This is a genomic window from Salipiger sp. PrR002, assembly GCF_010500775.1.
Lineage (GTDB): Bacteria > Pseudomonadota > Alphaproteobacteria > Rhodobacterales > Rhodobacteraceae > Salipiger.
Map to the genome: position 1 here is coordinate 27,201 of NZ_JAAGOU010000014.1, position 20,140 is coordinate 47,340.

18 protein-coding genes are annotated in these 20,140 nt (G+C 63.9%); 6 read left to right on the forward strand and 12 right to left on the reverse strand.

The genetic code is table 11. From position 1 onward, the window contains the following. Nucleotides 1-7 precede the first annotated feature (7 nt). Nucleotides 8-1,621 (reverse strand): cytochrome-c oxidase, cbb3-type subunit I, encoded by a 1,614-nt coding sequence (gene ccoN / locus G0A00_RS15145; RefSeq protein ID WP_164182706.1) that lies wholly within the window; start codon nucleotides 1,619-1,621, stop codon nucleotides 8-10. Nucleotides 1,622-1,824: 203 nt separating this feature from the next. Here ccoN and G0A00_RS15150 point away from each other — a divergent pair, with 203 nt between their 5' ends. Further along, nucleotides 1,825-2,664, forward strand: coding sequence for a universal stress protein (locus G0A00_RS15150; protein ID WP_164182705.1), 840 nt, complete (start codon nucleotides 1,825-1,827; stop codon nucleotides 2,662-2,664). Between the two features lie 118 nt (nucleotides 2,665-2,782). Here G0A00_RS15150 and G0A00_RS15155 read toward each other — a convergent pair whose 3' ends face one another. Then, nucleotides 2,783-3,229 carry a MarR family winged helix-turn-helix transcriptional regulator gene (locus G0A00_RS15155; protein WP_164182704.1) on the reverse strand — a complete coding sequence of 149 codons (447 nt, stop codon included), beginning with the start codon at nucleotides 3,227-3,229 and terminating at the stop codon, nucleotides 2,783-2,785. 69 nt (nucleotides 3,230-3,298) lie between these two features. Here G0A00_RS15155 and G0A00_RS15160 point away from each other — a divergent pair, with 69 nt between their 5' ends. Next, complete coding sequence (locus tag G0A00_RS15160; protein WP_164182703.1) at nucleotides 3,299-3,652, forward strand: DUF1428 domain-containing protein; 354 nt, start codon at nucleotides 3,299-3,301, stop codon at nucleotides 3,650-3,652. Here the strand turns inward: G0A00_RS15160 and fnrL are convergent, their stop codons facing one another. Then, nucleotides 3,653-4,399: a transcriptional regulator FnrL gene (gene fnrL / locus G0A00_RS15165; protein ID WP_066101677.1), complete on the reverse strand. Its 747-nt coding sequence runs from the start codon at nucleotides 4,397-4,399 to the stop codon at nucleotides 3,653-3,655. 65 nt (nucleotides 4,400-4,464) lie between these two features. Here fnrL and hemN point away from each other — a divergent pair, with 65 nt between their 5' ends. Next, nucleotides 4,465-5,820: an oxygen-independent coproporphyrinogen III oxidase gene (gene hemN, locus G0A00_RS15170; RefSeq protein WP_164182702.1), complete on the forward strand. Its 1,356-nt coding sequence runs from the start codon at nucleotides 4,465-4,467 to the stop codon at nucleotides 5,818-5,820. 179 nt (nucleotides 5,821-5,999) lie between these two features. Here hemN and G0A00_RS15175 read toward each other — a convergent pair whose 3' ends face one another. The 5 genes from G0A00_RS15175 to G0A00_RS15195 all read right to left on the reverse strand — a co-directional run bounded on the left by G0A00_RS15175 (nucleotide 6,000) and on the right by G0A00_RS15195 (nucleotide 12,708). Continuing rightward, the gene (locus G0A00_RS15175) at nucleotides 6,000-7,595 is read right to left on the reverse strand and encodes an ABC transporter ATP-binding protein (protein WP_164182701.1); all 1,596 of its coding nucleotides are present in this window, start codon (nucleotides 7,593-7,595) and stop codon (nucleotides 6,000-6,002) included. After that, complete coding sequence (locus G0A00_RS15180) at nucleotides 7,592-8,797, reverse strand: ABC transporter permease (RefSeq protein WP_164182700.1); 1,206 nt, start codon at nucleotides 8,795-8,797, stop codon at nucleotides 7,592-7,594. Before G0A00_RS15180 ends, G0A00_RS15175 begins: the two co-directional genes overlap by 4 nt. A gap of 1 nt (nucleotide 8,798) precedes the next feature. Further along, on the reverse strand, nucleotides 8,799-9,911 hold the full coding sequence (locus tag G0A00_RS15185; protein WP_066101668.1) for a microcin C ABC transporter permease YejB: 1,113 nt from the start codon (nucleotides 9,909-9,911) through the stop codon (nucleotides 8,799-8,801). Nucleotide 9,912: 1 nt separating this feature from the next. Continuing rightward, nucleotides 9,913-11,889, reverse strand: coding sequence for an extracellular solute-binding protein (locus tag G0A00_RS15190; protein ID WP_164182699.1), 1,977 nt, complete (start codon nucleotides 11,887-11,889; stop codon nucleotides 9,913-9,915). A 309-nt stretch (nucleotides 11,890-12,198) separates the two neighbouring features. Next, the gene (locus G0A00_RS15195; RefSeq protein WP_164182697.1) at nucleotides 12,199-12,708 is read right to left on the reverse strand and encodes a cytochrome c family protein; all 510 of its coding nucleotides are present in this window, start codon (nucleotides 12,706-12,708) and stop codon (nucleotides 12,199-12,201) included. 145 nt (nucleotides 12,709-12,853) lie between these two features. Between G0A00_RS15195 and G0A00_RS15200 the strand changes: the two genes are divergently transcribed. Beyond that, complete coding sequence (locus G0A00_RS15200) at nucleotides 12,854-13,687, forward strand: prephenate dehydratase (protein ID WP_164182695.1); 834 nt, start codon at nucleotides 12,854-12,856, stop codon at nucleotides 13,685-13,687. Nucleotides 13,688-13,738: 51 nt separating this feature from the next. After that, nucleotides 13,739-14,245: a hypothetical protein gene (locus G0A00_RS15205; protein ID WP_164182693.1), complete on the forward strand. Its 507-nt coding sequence runs from the start codon at nucleotides 13,739-13,741 to the stop codon at nucleotides 14,243-14,245. A 197-nt stretch (nucleotides 14,246-14,442) separates the two neighbouring features. Here the strand turns inward: G0A00_RS15205 and G0A00_RS15210 are convergent, their stop codons facing one another. The 3 genes from G0A00_RS15210 to G0A00_RS15220 are packed head-to-tail and all read right to left on the reverse strand — an operon-like array spanning nucleotide 14,443 to nucleotide 17,071. Continuing rightward, nucleotides 14,443-15,201, reverse strand: coding sequence for a TadE/TadG family type IV pilus assembly protein (locus G0A00_RS15210; RefSeq protein WP_164182691.1), 759 nt, complete (start codon nucleotides 15,199-15,201; stop codon nucleotides 14,443-14,445). 11 nt (nucleotides 15,202-15,212) lie between these two features. Beyond that, a complete protein-coding gene (locus G0A00_RS15215) occupies nucleotides 15,213-15,749 on the reverse strand; it encodes a TadE/TadG family type IV pilus assembly protein (protein ID WP_164182689.1) in 537 nt (178 codons plus the stop codon). Further along, the gene (locus tag G0A00_RS15220) at nucleotides 15,746-17,071 is read right to left on the reverse strand and encodes a pilus assembly protein TadG-related protein (RefSeq protein WP_255455354.1); all 1,326 of its coding nucleotides are present in this window, start codon (nucleotides 17,069-17,071) and stop codon (nucleotides 15,746-15,748) included. The genes G0A00_RS15215 and G0A00_RS15220 overlap by 4 nt, the downstream gene beginning before the upstream one ends. Nucleotides 17,072-17,524: 453 nt before the next feature. On the opposite strand from G0A00_RS15220, the gene G0A00_RS15225 reads away from it, so the two are divergent. Beyond that, nucleotides 17,525-18,961, forward strand: a complete 1,437-nt coding sequence (locus G0A00_RS15225) for a Glu/Leu/Phe/Val dehydrogenase (protein WP_164182685.1) — start codon at nucleotides 17,525-17,527, stop codon at nucleotides 18,959-18,961. A gap of 74 nt (nucleotides 18,962-19,035) precedes the next feature. On the opposite strand, the gene ribD is transcribed toward G0A00_RS15225, so the two are convergent. Then, nucleotides 19,036-20,124, reverse strand: a complete 1,089-nt coding sequence (gene ribD, locus G0A00_RS15230; RefSeq protein ID WP_368667708.1) for a bifunctional diaminohydroxyphosphoribosylaminopyrimidine deaminase/5-amino-6-(5-phosphoribosylamino)uracil reductase RibD — start codon at nucleotides 20,122-20,124, stop codon at nucleotides 19,036-19,038. Nucleotides 20,125-20,140 lie beyond the last annotated feature (16 nt).

The following is a 20,140-nucleotide window of genomic DNA, read 5'->3' on the forward strand; positions in this document are numbered from 1 at the left end:
GCCCTCCTTATTCGGCCGGAGTGGCATGCGCCGTGGCAGCCTCGGCCTCGATGGCCGGAGCCCGCTTAACGGTCATCCACAGGTTGTAGCACATGATAATCGCGCCGGAGATGTAGAGCAGGCCGCCAAGGGCACGCACCACATACATCGGGAACTTGGCAGACACGGTGTCGGCGAAGCTGTTGACGAGGAAGCCGTTGGCATCGACCTCGCGCCACATCAGGCCTTCCATGATGCCCGTGACCCACATCGAGGCGGCGTAGAGCACGATGCCGATGGTGGCGAGCCAGAAGTGCCAGCTGACGAGGCTGAGGCTGTAGAGGCGCTCACGGTTCCACAGTTTCGGCGTCAGGAAGTAGAGCGCGCCGAAGGTGATCATGCCGTTCCAGCCAAGCGCGCCGGAGTGCACGTGGCCGATGGTCCAGTCGGTGTAATGCGACAGCGAGTTCACCGCGCGGATCGACATCATCGGGCCTTCGAAGGTCGACATGCCGTAGAAGCCGATGGAGATCACCAGCATGCGCATGATCGGGTCGGTGCGCAGCTTGTCCCATGCTCCCGAGAGGGTCATCAGGCCGTTGATCATGCCGCCCCAGCTGGGCATCCACAGGATGATCGAGAACACCATGCCGAGGGTCGAGGCCCAGTCGGGCAGGGCGGTGTAATGCAGGTGGTGCGGACCGGCCCAGATGTAGATGAAGATCAGTGCCCAGAAGTGCACGATCGACAGCTTGTAGCTGAACACCGGGCGCTCGGCCTGTTTGGGCACGAAGTAATACATCATGCCAAGGAAGCCTGCGGTCAGGAAGAAGCCCACGGCGTTGTGGCCGTACCACCATTGCGTCATCGCGTCCTGCACGCCCGAGAACACCTGCACCGACTTGGAGCCCCAGATCGACACGGGGATGCTCAGGTTGTTGACGATGTGCAGCATGGCGACGGTGATGATGAAGCTCAGGTAGAACCAGTTCGCCACGTAAATGTGAGGCTCTTTGCGCTTGATGATCGTGCCGACGAAAACCAGCAGGTAGGCGACCCAAACGACGGTCAGCAGCCAGTCGACGTACCATTCAGGCTCGGCGTATTCCTTCGACTGGGTGGCGCCGAGGATGTAGCCGGTGGCCGCCAGAACGATGAACAGCTGGTAGCCCCAGAACACCCACCACGCGAGGTTGCCGCCCCAGAGGCGCGCCGCCGAGGTGCGCTGGACGACATAGAACGATGTGCAGATCAGCGCGTTGCCGCCAAAGGCGAAAATCACCGCCGAGGTGTGCAGCGGCCGCAGCCGCCCGAAATTCATGTGGCCCTGCGCCCATTCGAAGTTGAGCGCGGGGAACGCCAGCTGCGCGGCGATGAAAACACCTGCCGCAAAGCCAACCACGCCCCAGAAGGCGGTTGCAATCACGCCAGCGCGCACCACATCATCCATATAACTCAGTTCCCGCACCTTGGCGGGGACTGGCTCGTCGGTATTGCGGAGGGTCCAAAGGAAAAGACCGGCCGCGATGAGGAAAATGGTCAGCGCATTGACCATGTAAGCCACATCTCGTGCGTAGTTGGCGGCCACCAGCGCAAAGACTGCGACGACCCCCAGCACGATGAGCTTGATATAATTCAGCATCGTTCGTCCCTTCGTCTGACTCGCACGATTCGTTGACCGCGCGAGCGGTTTGACTGACGGGGTTGTGAAGTGAATGGCCCCGCCCAACCTTGATCTGCATCAAGGCTTTGGCTGCGAAGTCTTGCCTTAAGTCATTCTGAGAATTGCCTCTCGGGGGTAGAGTGCCGCCATCCGGTTCTCCGGACAATACCAAGGAGACGAACATGGGCTACAAAACAATACTTACGGTTGTAACGGACGAAGCTTTGCTGAATTCGACCATCGACCATGCAGCCGCCGTTGCGGCGTGCTGGGATGCCCATCTCGAGGTTCTGGCCTTCGGCGTGGATCGCACCCAGACCGGCTATTACTACGCCGGGGCCGACGCGATCATCCTTCAGGAGACGCTCGACCGGGCATCCAAGGATGCGGCGGAACTTGCCAAGGCCGCGCGCGTGCGGCTGGGCCAGATTGAGGGCCGCTGGTCGATCGAGGAAGGCGTGGCGCAACTGGCCGACATTGGACGTCACGTGGCCGGACGGGCGCGCTTTGCCGACATGGTCGTGCTGCCCAAGCCCTATGGCAAAGAGCGCGGCGTCGAGCTGGAGCCGATCGTCGAGGGCGGTCTTTTCGAAGGTCAGGCCCCGGTGCTGGTGGTGCCGCAGGCGATCAACCCTTCGAGCAAGCCCAAGCGCGTGGTGCTGGGCTGGAACGAAAGCGCCGAGGCGCTGCGCTCGGTGCGGGCGGCGATGCCGATCCTCAAATCCGCCGATACGGTCCATGTGGTGGTCATCGACCCGCCGCAGCACGGCCCGAACCGGTCGGACCCGGGCGGCATGCTGTCGCAATATCTGTCGCGCCACGGCGTCAACGCCGAGATCGACGTGCTGACCAAGACGATGCCGCGCATCTCGGACATCCTGAACCGCCACGTGAAGGATGTGGATGCCGATATGGTGGTGATGGGGGCATATGGCCATTCCCGCTTCCGCGAGGCGATCCTTGGGGGCGCCACGCGGAACATGCTGGAACTGGCTGAAGTACCGGTCTTCCTCGCGCATTGAGGCCAAGGAGAAGAGGCTTCTGCGTGGGGGGATCGGAAGGCGGCTCTGCCGCCGGAGAGCGGGTCTGGGAGGGCCCGCTCTTTTTTTGTCCAAACTTGGTCGTGATGGGCCTTTGGCCTCAGACCTCGCCGAGCTTCAGCAGCGCCGCCTTCAGCCCGTCTAGGTCGATCTCGCCAAGCGCGGCATCGACGGCGTCATGCTCCTGCCTCCAGAGCGGCAGCGCGCGCATCAGCAGCGCATGACCCGCATCGCTCAGCCGCAGCAGCTTGTTGCGCTTGTCGCCCGGCTCAAGCTCGAACACCACCAGCCCGCGCCGTTCCAGCACCTTGAGCGCGGCGCTCAGCGTGGTGCGGTCCATGGCAAGGAAGGGCGCGAGATCGGAGATGCGCGGCGGCTCGGGGCGGTTCAGCGACATCAGAATCGAGAACTGCCCGTTGGTCAGCCCCACCGGCTTCAGCGCCGCATCGAAGCGCCGCCCCAGCGCCCGCGCCGCGCGCTGAGCGCGAAAGCAGAGGCAACGGTCGCGCACTTCAAGCGTGCTTGTCATCGGCAGTTTCTGGCTCATCTTTCCATTCACGTTGATATCAACTTAATTATGCGCCTACTCTGGTCACACGCAACAGAGAGATGTCCCATGACGTATGTTTCCGGCTTTCTCACCCCGGTTCCGCAGGAAAACAAGGCGGCCTATATTGAGAGCGCCCGCAAGGCGTGGACCATGTTCAAGGAATATGGTGCCACCGAAATGCGCGAATGCTGGGAGGGCGATGTGCCCGACGGCGAGCACACCTCTTTTCCCATGGCGGTGAAGCGCAAAGAGGGCGAGGCGGTTGTCTTCAGCTGGATCCTCTGGCCCGACAAGGAGACCGCCGACCGCTGCTTTGGCTCGTTCGAAAGCGACGAGCGCTGGCAGGAGATGATGTCCATGCCATTTGACGGCAAGCGGATGATGTGGGGTGGCTTCGAGCCGGTGTTCGAGGGCAGCTGATCAGGCGAAGACGCCGCCGTCCGCATCGTCCCCGGCTTCTTCGAGCAGGCGGCCCATGTCCGGAATGGTCACATGGCGCTTGCCCTGAAGCTCGATCACGCCCTCTTTTTTCAGGGCCGAGATCTGGCGGCTCACCGTCTCCAGCGTCAGGCCGAGGTAATCGGCCATCGCCTCACGGGTGAGCGGCAGGTCAAAGGCAAGTTGATCGCCGACGTCGCGCATGTTGATCGAGGCATCGCGGCGGGCGATGATCGACAGCAGCGAGGCGATCTTTTCGCGCGCGGTCTTGCGGCCAAGCACCAGCATCCATTCGCGCGCGGCATCAAGCTCGTCCAGCGTCATTTCCAGCAGGCGCTGCGCGATATGCGGCGTGCGGGTCATCATCTCTTCGAAGGGGGTTTTGCGGAAGCAGCACATGACCAGATCGGTGGTGGCGACCACATCATAGGCAGCCGAGGACCGCCCCGGGCGTCCAACGAAATCGGACGGCAATAAAAGGCCGACCATTTGCGTGCGCCCGTCTTCCATCGTTTGGGTCAGCGTGGCGATTCCCGAAACCACGGATCCGACGAATTCCATCCGGTCGCCGGACCAGATCACCGTCTGCCCGGCTTCGAACTTGCGGTAATACTTGATCTCTTCCAGCCGCTCGAGCTCGTCCGTCTCGCAGCGCGCACAGACGGCGCGATGGCGAATCGGACAGTCGTTACAATCAGGAGAGACTGCGAGGCTTTTCTCGTTCAGCATACCGGTTCCAAATTATTGATCTGCGTCAAAGTCTCGCGGAGGGGAATATTTGTAAGCCTACGCGTATGATTACGCGAACACAACTCTCCCGACTCGGCCTCTTCGACGCCAAGGTGCCCCGTTACACCAGCTATCCGACGGCCCCTCATTTCTCGGGGGATGTAACGCCGGATCGATTTGCCGAATGGATCGGAAGCGTGCCGGAAAATGGCACGATCTCACTCTACCTGCACGTGCCTTTCTGTCGCAGGCTCTGCTGGTTTTGCGCCTGCCGCACGCAGGGCACCGCCACGCTGGGGCCGGTAGAAAGCTACGTCGAGACGCTGAAAGCCGAGCTTGAGCTGCTGAAACGGCAGTTGCCGCGCGGCGTGAAACTTTCACGTCTGCATTGGGGTGGGGGCACGCCGACGCTGCTGACGCCGGACCTCATGCGCGCGCTGATCGACAAGATCGGCGAGGTCGCGGAGTTTGCCGAACACGCCGAGTTCTCGGTCGAGATCGACCCCAATGAGATCGACGGCGAACGGCTCGACGTGCTGGCCGCAGGCGGCATGAACCGCGCTTCGATCGGGGTGCAGGATTTCGATCCCGAGATCCAGCAGACCATTGGCCGCGAGCAGGGCTATGACGTCACCCGCCGCGCCATCGAGATGATCCGCGAGCGCGGCGTCGCCAGCCTCAACGCAGATATCCTCTACGGGCTGCCGCATCAGTCGAAGACCAAGATCACCGAGTCGGTGCAAAAGCTGCTGTCGCTCGGACCGGATCGCGTGGCGCTCTATGGCTATGCGCATGTGCCGTGGATGGCCAAGCGCCAGCAGATGATCCCCTCGGACGCGCTGCCGACCCCGGATGAGCGGCTGGACCTTTTCGAAACCGCGCGGCAGCTTTTCGCATGGGATGGCTACGACGAGATCGGCATCGACCATTTCGCAGTGCCCGACGACGGGCTGGCCATCGCACGCAAGACCGGCAAACTGCGGCGCAACTTCCAAGGCTACACCGACGATACGTCGGATGTGCTGATCGGCGTCGGTGCCTCGTCGATCTCGCGCTTCCCGCAGGGCTTTGCGCAGAATGCGCCCGCCACCTCGGCGCATGTGTCGGCGATCCGCGAGGGGCGCTTCTCGACCACGCGCGGCCACACGTTCCGCGGTGAGGACAAGCTGCGCTCGCGGATGATCGAGATGCTGATGTGCGACTTCCGCATTCGGACCGAGGAGCTGGTGCGCGACTATGGCGCGGAAGAGGCCACGCTGGCCGAGATGTATCGCGCCGCCAACGCACGGTTCGACGGCCTGCTGGAGATCACCGAGGACGGGCTCTTCGTCCCCATGGGCGCGCGCGCGCTGACCCGTATGGTTGCGCGCAGCTTCGACGCTTACGAGCTGTCGAAGGCGGGCCACAGTTCGGCGATCTGAGGTCGCGCAGAGGGCCGCGCCTGACCCTCGGGTGGGCGCAGTCCAGCGGCTAAGCGAAGCGCTTTATCGCGTCGGCCCGCAAGAGGGCCGAGTGATGCGCCACATTGCAAATGCGCCCTCCCGGGGGGAGGGTCGGGCGCGGCCCGGGGCTGGTCGCCCCGGGCAACCTTTTGCCCGCGCTATCCCGCCAGTTCGAAGGCCGCGTTGAACAGTTTTTGCGTGTACTCGGTCTTGGGCGCGGTGAAAATCTCCTCCGCGTCGCCCATTTCCACCACGTCCCCCTGCTTCATCACGATCACCTTGTGGCTCATCGCGCGCACCACCTTCAGGTCGTGGCTGATGAAGAGATAGGCCAGATCGTATTTGCGCTGCAGCTCGCGCAGCAGTTCGACGATCTGCACCTGCACCGTCATGTCGAGCGCCGAGGTCGGCTCGTCCAGCACCACCAGCTTGGGCCGCAGCACCATGGCGCGGGCGATGGCGATGCGCTGGCGCTGGCCGCCGGAAAACTCATGCGGGTAACGGTGCATGGTGGCCGGGTCGAGCCCGACCTCGGCCATGATCGCTGCCACCACCTCTTTCGCGGGCCGCCCATCGGGAGAGCCGTGCACGCCAAGCCCTTCGGCGATGATCTGCTCGCACGTCATGCGCGGGCTGAGCGAGCCGAAGGGGTCCTGAAAGACGATCTGCATCTCAGAGCGCAGCTTGCGCAACTGCCGGGTCGACAGATCGCGCACATCGCGCCCGTCGAAGGTGATGCCGCCCTGCGACTGGATGAGCCGCATGATCGCCAGCGCCAGCGTCGTCTTGCCCGAACCGGATTCCCCGACGATGCCCACGGTCTCGCCCGCGCGCACCGAGAACGACGCGTCGTTGACCGCCTTCACATAGCCGACGGTCTTTTTCAGAAAGCCCTTCTGGATGGGAAACCAGATTTTCAGGTTGTCGGCCCGCGCCACCTCTTTCGCGCCCGCCTCGACGGGGCGGGGGATGCCAGTGCTCTCGGCCGAGATGAGCTTGAGCGTATAAGGATGCTGCGGGTTGGCGAAAAGCTCGGCGGTGGGGCCGTGCTCGACGATCTCGCCGTCCTTCATCACGCAGACCCGGTCGGCGAATTTGCGCACGATGTTGAGGTCGTGGGTGATAAAAAGCAGGCTCATCTGCTCGGCCTGCTTGAGGTCCGCCAAGAGCTCGAGGATTTGCGCCTGAATGGTCACATCAAGCGCCGTGGTAGGCTCGTCGGCGATCAGCAGGTCCGGGCCGTTGGCCAGCGCCATGGCGATCATCACCCGCTGCCGCTGCCCGCCCGAAAGCTGGTGCGGATAGGCGGAAAGGCGGCTTTCGGGATCGCGGATGCCCACCTTGTTGAGCAGATCGAGGATCCGCTCGCGCGCCTTGTCGCCGGTCAGCCCCTGGTGCAGCGCAAGGCTCTCCCCCAGCTGCTTTTCCAGTGTATGCAGCGGGTTGAGCGAGGTCATCGGCTCTTGGAAGATGAAGCTGATGTCATTGCCGCGCACCTTGCGCAGGCGTTTGAGATCGGCGCCGATCATCTCCTGATCATTGTAGCGCACCGAGCCTTCGACATGTGCCGCATCGCCCAGCAGCGAGACGGTCGAGAGCGCGGTGACCGATTTGCCGGAGCCCGACTCGCCCACCAGCGCCACGGTCTCGCCGCGCGGGATGTCGAAGCTGACGCCCTTCACCGCAAGGCTGCGCTTGCCGTCTTGGGTGAAGCTGACCTTCAGGTCGCGGACCTCGAGGATATTGTCGCTCATGAGAAGGTCTTTCTGGGGTCAAACGCGTCGCGCACGCCTTCGAAGATGAAGACCAGCAGCGACAGCATCAGGGCGAAGACGGTGAAGGCGGTGAAGGCCAGCCACGGTGCCTGCAGGTTCTGCTTGGCCTGCAGCGTCAGCTCGCCCAGCGACGGTGCCGAGGAGGGCAGACCGAAGCCGAGGAAGTCGAGCCCGGCGAGTGTGCTGATCGTGCCGGTGACGATAAAGGGCAGCATGGTCAGCGTCGCCACCATGGCGTTGGGCAGCATGTGGCGGAACATGATGGTCCAATTGCTGACCCCCAGCGCCTTGGCGGCCCGCACATATTCGAGGTTGCGCGCGCGCAGGAACTCGGCGCGCACCACGCCCACCAGCGCGGTCCAGCCGAAGAGCACCGTGAGGAACACCAGCAGCCAAAAACTTCGGCCCAGAATGGCGAAGAGGATGATGATCACGTAAAGCGATGGTGTCGCCGACCATATCTCGATCAGCCGCTGGAAGATGAGGTCGAGCCAGCCGCCAAAGAAGCCCTGCAGCGCGCCCGCGATGACGCCGACGATCGACGAGACCACGGTGACCACCAGCGTGAACAGGATCGACAGGCGGAAGCCATAGATCACCCGCGCCAGCACGTCGCGTTTGGTATCGTCGGTGCCCAGCAGGTTCTGCCCGTTCGGGGGCAGGGGGGCCGCGCCGGGTCGGTCGACAGGGGTGTTGAACGTGTAGGGGATCGGCGGCCAGATGCTCCAGCCCTTGACGAAATCGCCCTCGGGGGTGCCGCCGCCGTCCACTGTTTCGATCAGCCCCTCGGGGTCGTCGAAACATTCCTCCAATCCGCCGGTGCGAATGAGGCACTGCACTTCGGGATCGCGATAGGCGGCCTCGGTGCGGAAGTCGCCGCCAAACGCCGTCTCGGGATAGAAGTTGAAGATCGGCATACGCAGATCGCCGCGATAGCTGACGAGGATCGGCTTGTCGTTGGCGATGAACTCGGCGAACAGCGACAGACCGAACAGCAGGATGAAAATCCACAGCGACCAGAAGGCGCGGCGGTTGCGCTTGAAGTTGCGCCAGCGCCGCTGGTTCAGCGGCGACAGGGCAAAGCGGCCGGGTTTCGGCTGCGGTGCCACAGGCGCGGCGGGCTCGGGCTGCGGGCGGATGCCGTTCGCGTCGGGCAGGCGGGGATCGGGCTCAAAGCTCATCTCAGCCCTCCCGCTTTTCGAAGTCGATGCGCGGATCGACCAGAACGTACATCATGTCCGAGATGATCCCGACAACGAGGCCGATGAGGCCGAAGATGAAGAGCGTGCCGAAGATCACCGGGTAATCCCGCGCCACCGCCGCCTCGAAGCCGAGCCGTCCGAGCCCGTCGAGCGAGAAGATCGTCTCGATGATCAGCGAGCCCGAGAAGAAGACGCCGATGAACACCGCCGGGAAGCCCGCGATGACGATCAGCATGGCGTTGCGGAAGATATGGCCATAAAGCACGCGGCTCTCGGTCAGACCCTTGGCGCGGGCGGTCATCACGTAGTGCTTCTTAATCTCGTCGAGGAAGGAGTTCTTGGTCAGCAGCGTCAGCGTGGCAAAGGCCGAGATCGTCGAGGCGATGACCGGCAGCGCGATATGCCAGAAATAATCGGCGATCTTCATCGGCCAGCTCATCATCTCCCAATTGTCCGAGGTCAGCCCCCGCAGCGGGAAAATCTGCCAGAACGAGCCGCCCGCGAAAAGCACGAGCAGCAGGATCGCGAACAGGAACCCGGGAATGGCGTAGGCCACGATGATCACACCAGAGGTCCATGTGTCAAAGCTGCTGCCGTCCTTGACCGCCTTGCGGATGCCGAGCGGGATCGAGACGATATAGGCGATGATCGTCGACCAGAGCCCGAGCGAGATCGAGACGGGCATCTTTTCGAGCACCAGATCGATCACCGAGATCGAGCGGAAGTAGCTCTCGCCGAAGTCGAGCCGCATGTAGTTCCACATCATGTCGAGGAAGCGCTGCAGCGGCGGCTTGTCGAAGCCGAACTCTTTTTCGAGGCTCTCGATGAATTCCGGCGGCAGGCCGCGGGCGCCAACGTATTTCTCGTTGCCGCCGCCGCCCATGCCAGCGCCCATGTCGTTCATGCCGGTGTCGGGCGCGCCGCCATTGCCGCCCGAGAAGCCGCCAAAGACATCGCCCTGACCTTCGATCTGGGCGATGATCTGTTCGATCGGGCCGCCGGGCACGAATTGCACCAGCGCGAAGTTGATGATCATGATCCCCAGCAGCGTGGGGATGATGAGCAGTAGTCGGCGAAGAATATAGGCGCCCATATCAGTTCAGCACGCCGGCCTCTTTGAGGGCCTTTTCCTTGTCGGGGTTCACCCACCACAGGCTGAGATAGCCCAGATCGTAGGGCGGGATGGTCTCGGGGTGTTCATACATGTCGTAATAGGCGACCCAATAGTCCGCGATATAGCCGTCTGGCACGATGAAGAACTCGTAGCGCAGCGCGCGGTCGAGCGCCATCAGCGCCACGTCGGTTTCTTCCTGACTGTCCGCCTCGAAGCTGGCGGCGATGATCGCATCGACCAGCGGGCTGGCGAGGCCAGCGGGGTTGAACAGCGAGAACTCGGCCTCGCGCGAGCCATACATCTGGCTCAGCCCGCCGCCCGTCGACAGGAAGGCGCCATAGCGGCTCGAATAGATCATGTCGTAATCGCGCTCGCGCTGACGCAGCGTGTATTGCGAAGGATCGACCTTCTCGTAGCTGGCGTTGACGCCGATCGCGCGCAGGTTCTGCACATAGGTCTCGTGCATCGCCTCCACCGAGCTTTCGATGTTCGACGGGATGATCATCGCAAGATCCAGCGTCTTGCCCGCCTCGTTGCGCGCCAGCCCGTCTTCACCCACGGTCCAGCCCGCCTCCTGCAGCAGGCGCGTCGCCTCGCGGCGGGTGCGGCGGCTGATCAGATCCTCGGGGTCGCTTTCGTGCATCGTCCACACGTCGGTGGTGTAGAGATCCTCGGGCACCACGTCGCCGAGCGATTTCAGGAACTCAAGCTCCTTGCCCTCGGGCAGGCCCTTGGCCTCGACCGGCGTGCCCTCGACGAAGGACGAGCGTGGGCTGTAGAGCCCGTAGCGCAGGCTCTCGTTGGTCCATTCGAAGTTGAACGCCAGCGAGATCGCCTCGCGCACATTCTTGTCCTTGAGCTGCGGCTTGGCGAGGTTGAAGACGAAGCCGGTGGGGTTGGGCGGGCTGCCGTCGGCGATCTCTTCCTTTTTCACCGTGCCCTGCTGGATGCGCGGGAAATCATAGGCGGTGGCCCAGAGACGCGGATCGCTTTCCACCCGGAAGGTATACTCGCCCGCCTTGAACGCCTCGAAAGACGCGGTCTGATCGGCGAAATACTCCACGCGCACGGTGCCGTAGTTGTGCCGACCCTTGTTGAAGGGGATGTCCTTGCCCCAGTAATCGTCGCGCAGCTTGTAGACGATGCGGCGGTTCACTTCGTAGCTGTCGAGCTTGTAGGGACCAGAGCCCACGGCCACTTCCATACGCGGCTCGTCAAGGCGACGCTTCTCCGGGTCTTCCTCGAACCATGCCTTCTTGAACACCGGTGTGGCGCCCACGGTCTCGATCCGCGAACGCTTGGTCAGCTCGGTGTTGAAGGTGAATTTCACCGTGCGCTCGTCCAGCGCCTCGGCGTCTGTCACCATCTCGCCCACGGCGGCGGCATAAGACGGCAGGCCCTGCGTGATGAAGAGCTTATGGGAATAGACCACGTCCTCGGCGGTGACCGGCGTGCCGTCCCAGAATTTCGCCTCGGGCCGGATGTGGAAGATCACCCACGATTTGTCCTCGGGGTATTCGAGGCTCTCTGCGAGCAGGCCGTAATACTGGCCGACGGAATCCTCGGCGCTTTCGATCAGGCTGTCATATTGCAGCGTGGTCAGCGCGCCGGCGCGGCCCTTGCGGGAATAGGGGTTCATGCTGTCGAAGGTGCCCGAGGCCCCAAGCACGATCTCGCCGCCCTTGGGCGCGTCGGCATTGGCAAAGTCGAAATGGTCGAAATCGGCCGGGTAGTCGAGATTGCCGAAGTAGGAATAGCCGTGGGAGGTGATGATCTGCTGATCGGATGCCTCGCTGGTGGCGGCGGCTTCGACCTTCTCGGGGCTGGCCTCCTGCGCCCAGCCGGCTTGGGCGGCAAGGGCGATCCCCAGCGCGGTCAGCGCGCCAAGAAGGGGGCGGAAGGCGGTCGGATCGAGGCTGCGTGTGGCGGCCGCGGCAGGGCGCGTCGTCCGGATCATGAGGTCTCCCCTGTTCTGTGCGACATGAGATGTGTCGCTTGATGTAAGCTAAGGGTCTGGTGTGACCACATTCAAGCCGAACTTGCTGGAGTTTACGTGAGCGCCCGCGATTTCGGCGCGAGGGTGCCTGTGGCGGGCTCGGGTCCGCGCGCGCCTGCCGCTTCGTCTAGACCCAAATATCCCGGGGGAGGCCGCGCAGCGGCCGGGGGCAGAGCCCCCTCTGGCCCGGGCAGGCGGGAAAAACGAAAAAGGCCACGGCGCGCTGCCGTGGCCTTTGAAATTCAGCGTGTTTCTGCGTGGCTGTCCGGCTCAGCCGCCCAGCGAGTCCAGATAGGCGATCAGGTTCACTCGGTCCTCGGCGCCCTTCAGGCCAGCGAAAGACATCGCGGTGCCGGGCGCCACGCCCTTGGGGTTCTCGAGGAAGTGGAACAGGTTCTCGGGGGTCCAGACCTCACCGACCTGCTCGAGCGCGCCGGAGTAGCTGAAGCCGTCCACCGCGTCGATGTCGCGGCCCACGACGCCGTCAAGATGCGGGCCGGTGGCGTTGCTGCCGTCGATCTTGTGGCAGGCGCGGCATTTGCCGAAGACCCGCTCGCCTTTGCCTGCGTCCGCCGAGGCCATGAGCGTCTCGAAGTCGACCTCTTCCTCTGCGCCGCCGCCGCCGCTCTCTTCGACCTCGATCACATAGGAGGCGACTTCCTCGCCATGGCTGCCGCCGACGTGATAGAGGCTTTCGCCGACCCATCCGCCGAGCAGAAAGATCAGGAACGTGCCGCAGACGCCGCCCACTATCTTGGTCAAGGTCATGGTATCAAACATGTCTCGCGTGTCCTCCCCAGGTCCGGGCGTCGAAAGATAACCGTCGCAAAGTGGTCTACGGCTTCCCTTGGCCTCTGGCAAGGTATAGTAGCCGCGACCAAATGCCCACAAGGCTCAAGTGTTTCTAAAACGACGCGAGACTGACATGACCAACCGCATTGCCTTCCAGGGAGAGCTTGGCGCCTATTCGCATCAGGCCTGCCGCGACGCCCGTCCGGACATGGAGGCACTGCCGTGCCGCACCTTCGAAGACGCCATTGAGGCGGTGCGCAGCGGCGAGGCGGATCTGGCCATGCTGCCGGTCGAGAACTCCACCTACGGGCGGGTTGCCGACATCCATTCGCTGCTGCCGCATTCGGGTCTGCACATCATCGACGAAGCCTTTGTGCGGGTGCATATCAACCTTCTGGCCATGCCCGGCACGCCGCTGGAGAAGGTCGAGAAGGCGATGAGCCACACGGTGCTGCTGGGTCAGTGCCGCAGCTTCCTCAGCGAGCATGGCATCAAACGGCTGACCGGTGCCGACACCGCCGGCTCGGCGCGGCAGGTGGCCGAGATGGGCAAGCCCGAGATCGCCGCGCTCGCCTCGGAACTGGCGGGCGAGATTTACGGTCTCGACGTTCTGGCGCGTCATATCGAGGACCAGAGCAACAACACCACCCGCTTTCTGGTGATGTCGCCGCAAGCGAATCACGTGCCTCGGGGCGATCACGGGATGATCACCACCTTCGTGTTCCAGGTGCGCAACATTCCCGCCGCGCTTTACAAGGCGATGGGCGGTTTCGCCACCAATGGCGTCAACATGACCAAGCTGGAAAGCTACATGGTTGGCGGCTCGTTCACCGCCACGCAGTTCTACGCGGATATCGAGGGGCATCCCGATGATCCGGCGGTGCAGCGGGCGCTGGATGAGCTGGATTATTTCACGGAAAACGTCGAGATCCTCGGGGTCTACCCGCGCGATCCGCGGCGCGACTGAGGCTGGCCGGATCCGCAGCATCCGGGGCAGGGAGACAGGCAGGGAGACCCCATGGAAGACACTCACGACGACAAGATCCTCGCGCGCGCCTCGGCAACCATGCCGCGGCGGCTGATCGGCGTCGGCACGCTGGCCGGGCTGGGCTTGCTGTTGATTTATCTCGCAGTGACGCAGCCTCCGGCGGCGGTGATCTGGCTGGTGTTCCTGATCGTGCTGGGTGTTGCAGCCCTATGGGTGGCGCAGATCATGTGGCGGGTCACCTCGCGTGAGCTGCTGCTGACCGAAGAGGCGCTGACCGACAGTTCCGGCGCGGTGATCGCGCGGATCGAGAACGTCGCCAAGGTCGACCGCGGTGCCTTTGCGATGAAACCGTCGAATGGCTTTGCGCTCACGCTGAAAGAGGCGGGCCCGCGCGCATGGCTGCCGGGCCTCTGGTGGCGCACCGGCAAGCGGGTCGCCGTGGGCGGCGTCACCGCGGCGCGCGACACCAAGCCCATGGCCGATATCCTCTCGGTGATGATCATGCGCCGTGAGGGAGAGCTGCCTCCCGAGGTCTAAGCCCCGAGGGCGCAGGTTTAGGGCAGGTTCAAGATTGAGGCCGCGGCACCTGCCGCGGCCTTTTTCTGTCTGGACTACCGGTGTTCGAAGGCGGGAATGCGGGCAGGACATCGGCGATCCCGCAATCTTCGCAAAGCGAAACGCCCGCCGCGTGATGCGGCGGGCGTTCCCATGGGTGAGGGTGGGGTAGGCGGGCCTTAGGAGTCGAGGCCCGACGTCGGTTCGTTGTTGTAAGAGCCATCCGAGTTGTCGCAGTCGGTGGCGTTCTCTGCATTGTTGTTGCACAGCGATCCGCCCGGAGCGTCCTGATCGCCATTGCCCCAACCGTTGTTGCCGTTCTCGTCGCCAGCGAACAGAAGCTGCGGCGCATAGCGCGGCTGGGTGAAGCTGTAGGCGCGGATGGTGAAGGCATCGAGGCCGACCCGGAACAGCGGGTAATAGTCGTCCCATGTCTCGACGATGATCACCTGCGCGCCATCGGCCAGTACCGGCAGTCGGTCGCTATAGTTCTGCACGTCCGAGTCGGTCAGCGGCTCGGGGTCGCCGCGCGCCTCGGACCATTCGACCGAGTATTTGCTGTTGGCCGACTTGTAGCTCACCACGGTGACACGCAGGTCGGTCGGATAGGCGTCCTCGGTCGAGATCTCCGACACCTGCTCTTCGGAATAGGTGCCGTCGCCGGTGCGGGTCAGCACCTTGAGCAGGTTGTAGCTGTTGTCGATGTAGGTCGCGTCGACCTCGTCCGTCTCGCGCGACAGCATGTCGCCGATCACGTAGTTGGCCTTTTGGTTCACACCCTGCTGGCGGAACACGTCGAAATACACCCAGCAGCCGGTGAAGATCAGCACCAGTGCCGGCAGCACGATCATCGCCTCGAGGGTCACATAGCCGTCGTTGCGGCGGGCAAATCGCGACAGATGCGGCAGGCGCTTGGAGATCAAATTCTTGATGGTCATGACATCGCTCCTCACATCGGCTCGTGCACGAATGCCGAGGTGGCCACCAGTGCGGTGTAGCCTTCGTCATCCTTGTGCATGTGACCGGCCAACATGCCGGCGGGGCTGATCGGGCGGTACTTGTAGCAGGCGCGCAGCAACATGGTCTCATGCTGGCCGCCGTTTACGAAGTTGCGCTGCGGGGTCACAGACAGCGTCGTGTCGACGCAATCGGCGCTCATCGGCGGAGCTTCCCACTCGCGCATATCAAGACCGATCATTTCCAGCTGCAGCGTATCGGTGCAGTCGGGCAGGATCGGCGCGCGGGTGCAGATCATCTCTTTGATCTCGTCCGAGGTATACTGCTCACCGGTGCCGATCTTCACCTCACGCACGGCCTGATCGAGCGCGCGGTCCAGCGTGGTCTGGCGCATGGTCGCCGTGCCAAGCTCGACGCTGGCCACCGCCAGTCCGAGGAAGAAGGGGGTCCAGAGAGCGAAGGGTACCAGCATCGAGCCGGACTCATCGCGGCGGAAGCGCCGCAGGGCGGTTTTCACAGAGCCGATCATTGGGTCAGCCTCACCTGGTTGAGCGTATGCGCGATGGTCGAGAAGGCCTCGGCGATCTCCACCCCTTCGACGCGGAAGAAATGCGAGGGCGAGGAGGCGCAGCTTTCCATGACGTCGGCGCCGTGGTCTTCGACCTCGAAGCCGATGGACCAGATGATGACGCCCTTTTCCTTGGCGGCGGTGCAGATGTTGTCGAGCAGCCGGTCGCCGGTGTCTGCGTCATACTTCTGGTAATAGAAGTTGCCGCGCTGGTAGGAGTTCACGTTCCGGTAGAGGTAGTACCAGAGATTGTACTTGTTCCAGTGAACGTATTCGGATTCCGAGTTGTAATACCCGTCGCGGATGCGGAACGAGCGGTCGTGCTGGCCATCGGTCATCAGAACCACGGTCTTCAGCACGTCGCTGTCGTCATAGGCAACCGGGCGGCCCGAAAACACCGTATCGACCTCGCCGTCGCTGATCAGCCCATCGGTGATGTCCTGGCTCGACGGGTCAAGCAGCGCCGCGCCCCATTTCATCCCAAGAAAGATCGACGTGCCCGCGCGCGGGGTCAGCTTGTTGATCTGCCGCTTGAGCGCGCTGGCGTCTTGGCTGAACGGGGTGATCCGCTCGTAGTCGTAGCGCGGGCAGACCGTGTCGGTCAGCGTGTTCTGGCCCGAGTAGTTCCACTGGAAGTGCTGCATCTGGTCGTAAGAGATGTCGCGCTCGATCTCGGTGGTTTCGAAGGCATCCTCGGGGAACTCGAGGCAGTGCGAATAGCCATGCTTCCAGTTCACCGGCAGATAGCTCAGGATCTCGGGGCCAGCATTCACCTGCTCGGAGTAGGGCACCAGCGAGATCGACACGAGGTCCTCGCTGCCGTCCGCCAGCAGCGTGTCGACGAAATCGCCCGCTGCGTCCTTCAGGTTGTCCATCTTGCTGTTGTTTTCCATCGAGCCCGAGATGTCGACCACAAGCGACACTTCGACCTTGTTGAAACGCTCGCTGGCCTGCGCATGGCCAGAGGCCTGCGTCTCGGCGACACCGAGAAGCTTGAGGAACTGCGAGGGCATGTCCACATGCCCGTCGGCGGTCACCGTCTTGTAGTTCAGGCCTTCGTCGACGTCGGAGGATACCAGCGCGTCGGCAAGGCCCATCTTGGCCATGTAATCGGCGACCACGTCCTCGGCGTCGAGCGTCTGGTCGAGATCGGCCGCGGCGAGAACGGCGCGGTCGAGGGTGTTCTGAACTTTCGTTCGGTTCAGCTCGGCGTAGATCATGTCGACGCCAATGCCGCCGAACACCATCATCACCAGCGACATCGCCAGAGCCATATAGGCCAAGCTGCCGTTTTCGTCACGGAGGAACCTCGCCGTGCCACGCTTAAGCGCGGCAACAGGGTTCCTGCACCGCCCGGCACGCGCCCGGCGGAAAGCAGTCTGCTTTTCCATGCTTCAATACCCTCGTTATGACCGCTGTAAAAACAGGGCCTTTCGTACTCACCACACAATGTTGGAATGTATTTCGCTCCATGATGGCTAAAATGCGGCACGTCTTGCGGCAAAAGTGGGACTTACCCTTTGGAGTCGAGGACAAAGCGAAAGCGCGCGCTATCTCCAGTTCCAAAGCGAGAACAATCGCTTGGTCGAGGGTTATCGAACGGTTTCGCGAGGAGGCGAAATCGTTCAGAAAGAAGAGGTGGCGTATCTGGCTATTTCAGTGCCCCGATTGCGCCACGCGGCTGGGAACGCCCCTGGCGTGCCCCTGCCTGATGCCATTGGTCAGGAGGAGAACCGATGAACGTCTTGCCATCCAACGAGCCGACATTCCGCCAGAGCGTGGACCTGATGTTCAACCGCGCCGTGGCGCTGATGGATTTGCCGCCCGGACTTGAGGAGAAGATCCGCGTCTGCAACGCCACCTATACGGTCCGCTTCGGCGTCCGCCTGCGCGGTAAGATCGAGACCTTCACCGGTTACCGCTCCGTGCACTCGGAACATATGGAGCCGGTGAAGGGCGGCATCCGCTACGCCATCGCGGTCAATCAGGACGAGGTCGAGGCGCTGGCGGCGCTGATGACCTACAAATGCGCGCTGGTCGAGGCCCCCTTCGGCGGCTCCAAGGGCGGGCTGCGGATCGACCCCACGCAATACGAGGAGCATGAGCTCGAGTTGATCACCCGCCGCTTTGCCTATGAGCTGTGCAAGCGGGACCTGATCAACCCGAGCCAGAACGTGCCCGCGCCCGACATGGGCACCGGCGAGCGCGAGATGGCGTGGATCGCCGATCAATACGCCCGGATGAACACCACCGACATCAACTCGCGCGCCTGCGTCACCGGCAAGCCGCTCAACGCGGGCGGCATCGCGGGCCGGGTCGAGGCTACCGGGCGCGGCGTGCAATACGCGCTGCGCGAGTTCTTCCGCCATCCCGAGGATGTGGCGGCGGCGGGGCTCTCGGGCGGGCTTTCGGGCAAGCGGGTGATTGTGCAGGGCCTCGGCAACGTCGGCTCACACGCGGCGCGGTTCCTGTCGCAAGAGGATGGCGCCATTGTCACCGGCATCATCGAACGCGACGGCGCGCTCTACAATGCCGAAGGGCTCGACGTTGACGCGGTGAAGGACTGGATGCAGCGCCACGGCGGGCTCGCGGAATTTCCCGATGCGACCCATACCGCCGATGGCGGCGCGGTGTTGACCGAGGAGTGCGACATCCTCATCCCCGCCGCGCTGGAAGGGGTGATCAACCTCACCAACGCCCATGCCATCAAGGCCCGGCTGATCATCGAGGCGGCGAATGGCCCGATCACTGCCGGCGCCGATGACATCCTGCGCACGCGGGGCGTGGTGATCATTCCCGATCTCTTCGCCAATGCGGGCGGCGTCACCGTCTCCTATTTCGAGTGGGTCAAGAACCTCAGCCACATCCGCTTCGGCCGCATGCAACGCCGTCAGGAAGAGGCGCGGCACCAGCTTGTGGTCGATGAGCTTGAACGGCTCGACACCGCGCTTGGGGACACCTGGAACCTCGATCCGGCGTTCAAGGCGCGCTACCTGCGCGGCGCTGACGAGCTGGAGCTGGTGCGCTCGGGCCTCGATGACACGATGCGCACGGCCTACCAGTCGATGCGCGAAATCTGGCACGGGCGCGACGATGTCACCGACTTGCGCACCGCAGGCTTCATCGTCGCCATCGACCGCGTCGCCAAGAGCTACAGGGCAAAGGGACTCTAAACGCCGGACGCGGCCCGCCCGCTTTCATTGTTCCTAAAATACGCCGGGGGTCCGGGGGCAGCGCCCCCGGCCTTCTACCTCAGCCAGCGGTGCATCACGTCGTTGCCCAGCACCCGCGTCTCCACCAGCCGAAAGCGCGGCGCTTCGGCCAGCGTGTCGACGCCCATCGCGCCGATGCCCGGACGCCCTTCGGCGCCAAGCGCCATACCGGCGGTGAACCCGACCAGCTCATCGACCATGTCAGCAGCCAGCAGCGACGCGGCAAGCTGACCGCCGCCCTCGCAGAACACCCGTGTCAGCCCCTTGGCGCCAAGCGCGGACAGCAGCGCATTCGGCTCGAGCCGCCCGGCGGCGACGCGGCTTTGCAGCAGGGTCGCGCCGCAGCTGTTCCAGGCGCGGCGGGTTTCCGTCGCGGCCTCGGGTCCATGCACGATCCACACCGGCACCTCGCGCGCGGTCGAGGCGAGACGGCTCATCAGCGGCACGTCGATCAGCCGCGAGGCGATCACCCGCACCGGCTGCTGCACCTCGCCCCAGCCGCGCACGGTGAGGTCGGGATCGTCAGAGCGCGCGGTGCCTGCGCCGACCATCACCGCGTCATGGCTGGCGCGCAGCCCATGCACGGCGCGCCGTGCCTCGGGGCCGGTGATCCAGCGGCTCTCGCCGGTGGCGGTGGCGATGCGCCCGTCAAAACTGCTTGCCAGTTTCAGCGTGACCCAGGGGCGGCCCTGTTCGGTCTTGAGGAAAAAGCCCGCGTGGTCATGCGCGGCCTCTGCGGCCATGACGCCCGTGGTGACCTCGATCCCTGCCCGGCGCAGCATCTCAAATCCGGCCCCCGCGACGCGAGGATCGCTGTCGGCCAGCGGCGCGACGACCCGCGCCACGCCGGCGGCGATCAATGCCGAGGCGCAGGGCGGGGTCTTGCCATGGTGGGAACAGGGTTCGAGCGTGACATAGGCGGTGGCGCCTTTGGCGAGAGGCCCGGCATCACCCAGAGCCATGGCCTCGGCGTGGGGCCGACCGCCGGGCTGGGTCCAGCCGCGCCCGACCACACGGCCCTCGCGCACCAGCACGCAGCCGACCGCCGGATTGGGCCAGCACTTGCCCATTCCCCGCCGCCCGAGGCGCAGGGCATGGGCCATGTGTCGGGCGTCGTCGGTCACCTGCGCGCTCTCACCC

What these genes read in the sequence shown, in the direction of transcription:
- G0A00_RS15155 (WP_164182704.1), bottom strand. Translation starts at nt 3,229, where the DNA reads ATGAGCCAGAAACTGCCGATGACAAGCACGCTTGAAGTGCGCGACCGT.
- hemN (WP_164182702.1), top strand. Translation starts at nt 4,465, where the DNA reads ATGATTACGCGAACACAACTCTCCCGACTCGGCCTCTTCGACGCCAAG.
- G0A00_RS15175 (WP_164182701.1), bottom strand. Translation starts at nt 7,595, where the DNA reads ATGAGCGACAATATCCTCGAGGTCCGCGACCTGAAGGTCAGCTTCACC.
- G0A00_RS15185 (WP_066101668.1), bottom strand. Translation starts at nt 9,911, where the DNA reads ATGGGCGCCTATATTCTTCGCCGACTACTGCTCATCATCCCCACGCTG.
- G0A00_RS15215 (WP_164182689.1), bottom strand. Translation starts at nt 15,749, where the DNA reads ATGATCGGCTCTGTGAAAACCGCCCTGCGGCGCTTCCGCCGCGATGAG.
- fnrL (WP_066101677.1), bottom strand. Translation starts at nt 4,399, where the DNA reads ATGCTGAACGAGAAAAGCCTCGCAGTCTCTCCTGATTGTAACGACTGT.
- G0A00_RS15190 (WP_164182699.1), bottom strand. Translation starts at nt 11,889, where the DNA reads ATGATCCGGACGACGCGCCCTGCCGCGGCCGCCACACGCAGCCTCGAT.
- G0A00_RS15160 (WP_164182703.1), top strand. Translation starts at nt 3,299, where the DNA reads ATGACGTATGTTTCCGGCTTTCTCACCCCGGTTCCGCAGGAAAACAAG.
- G0A00_RS15150 (WP_164182705.1), top strand. Translation starts at nt 1,825, where the DNA reads ATGGGCTACAAAACAATACTTACGGTTGTAACGGACGAAGCTTTGCTG.
- G0A00_RS15195 (WP_164182697.1), bottom strand. Translation starts at nt 12,708, where the DNA reads ATGTTTGATACCATGACCTTGACCAAGATAGTGGGCGGCGTCTGCGGC.
- G0A00_RS15225 (WP_164182685.1), top strand. Translation starts at nt 17,525, where the DNA reads ATGAACGTCTTGCCATCCAACGAGCCGACATTCCGCCAGAGCGTGGAC.
- G0A00_RS15205 (WP_164182693.1), top strand. Translation starts at nt 13,739, where the DNA reads ATGGAAGACACTCACGACGACAAGATCCTCGCGCGCGCCTCGGCAACC.
- G0A00_RS15210 (WP_164182691.1), bottom strand. Translation starts at nt 15,201, where the DNA reads ATGACCATCAAGAATTTGATCTCCAAGCGCCTGCCGCATCTGTCGCGA.
- G0A00_RS15200 (WP_164182695.1), top strand. Translation starts at nt 12,854, where the DNA reads ATGACCAACCGCATTGCCTTCCAGGGAGAGCTTGGCGCCTATTCGCAT.
- G0A00_RS15180 (WP_164182700.1), bottom strand. Translation starts at nt 8,797, where the DNA reads ATGAGCTTTGAGCCCGATCCCCGCCTGCCCGACGCGAACGGCATCCGC.
- ccoN (WP_164182706.1), bottom strand. Translation starts at nt 1,621, where the DNA reads ATGCTGAATTATATCAAGCTCATCGTGCTGGGGGTCGTCGCAGTCTTT.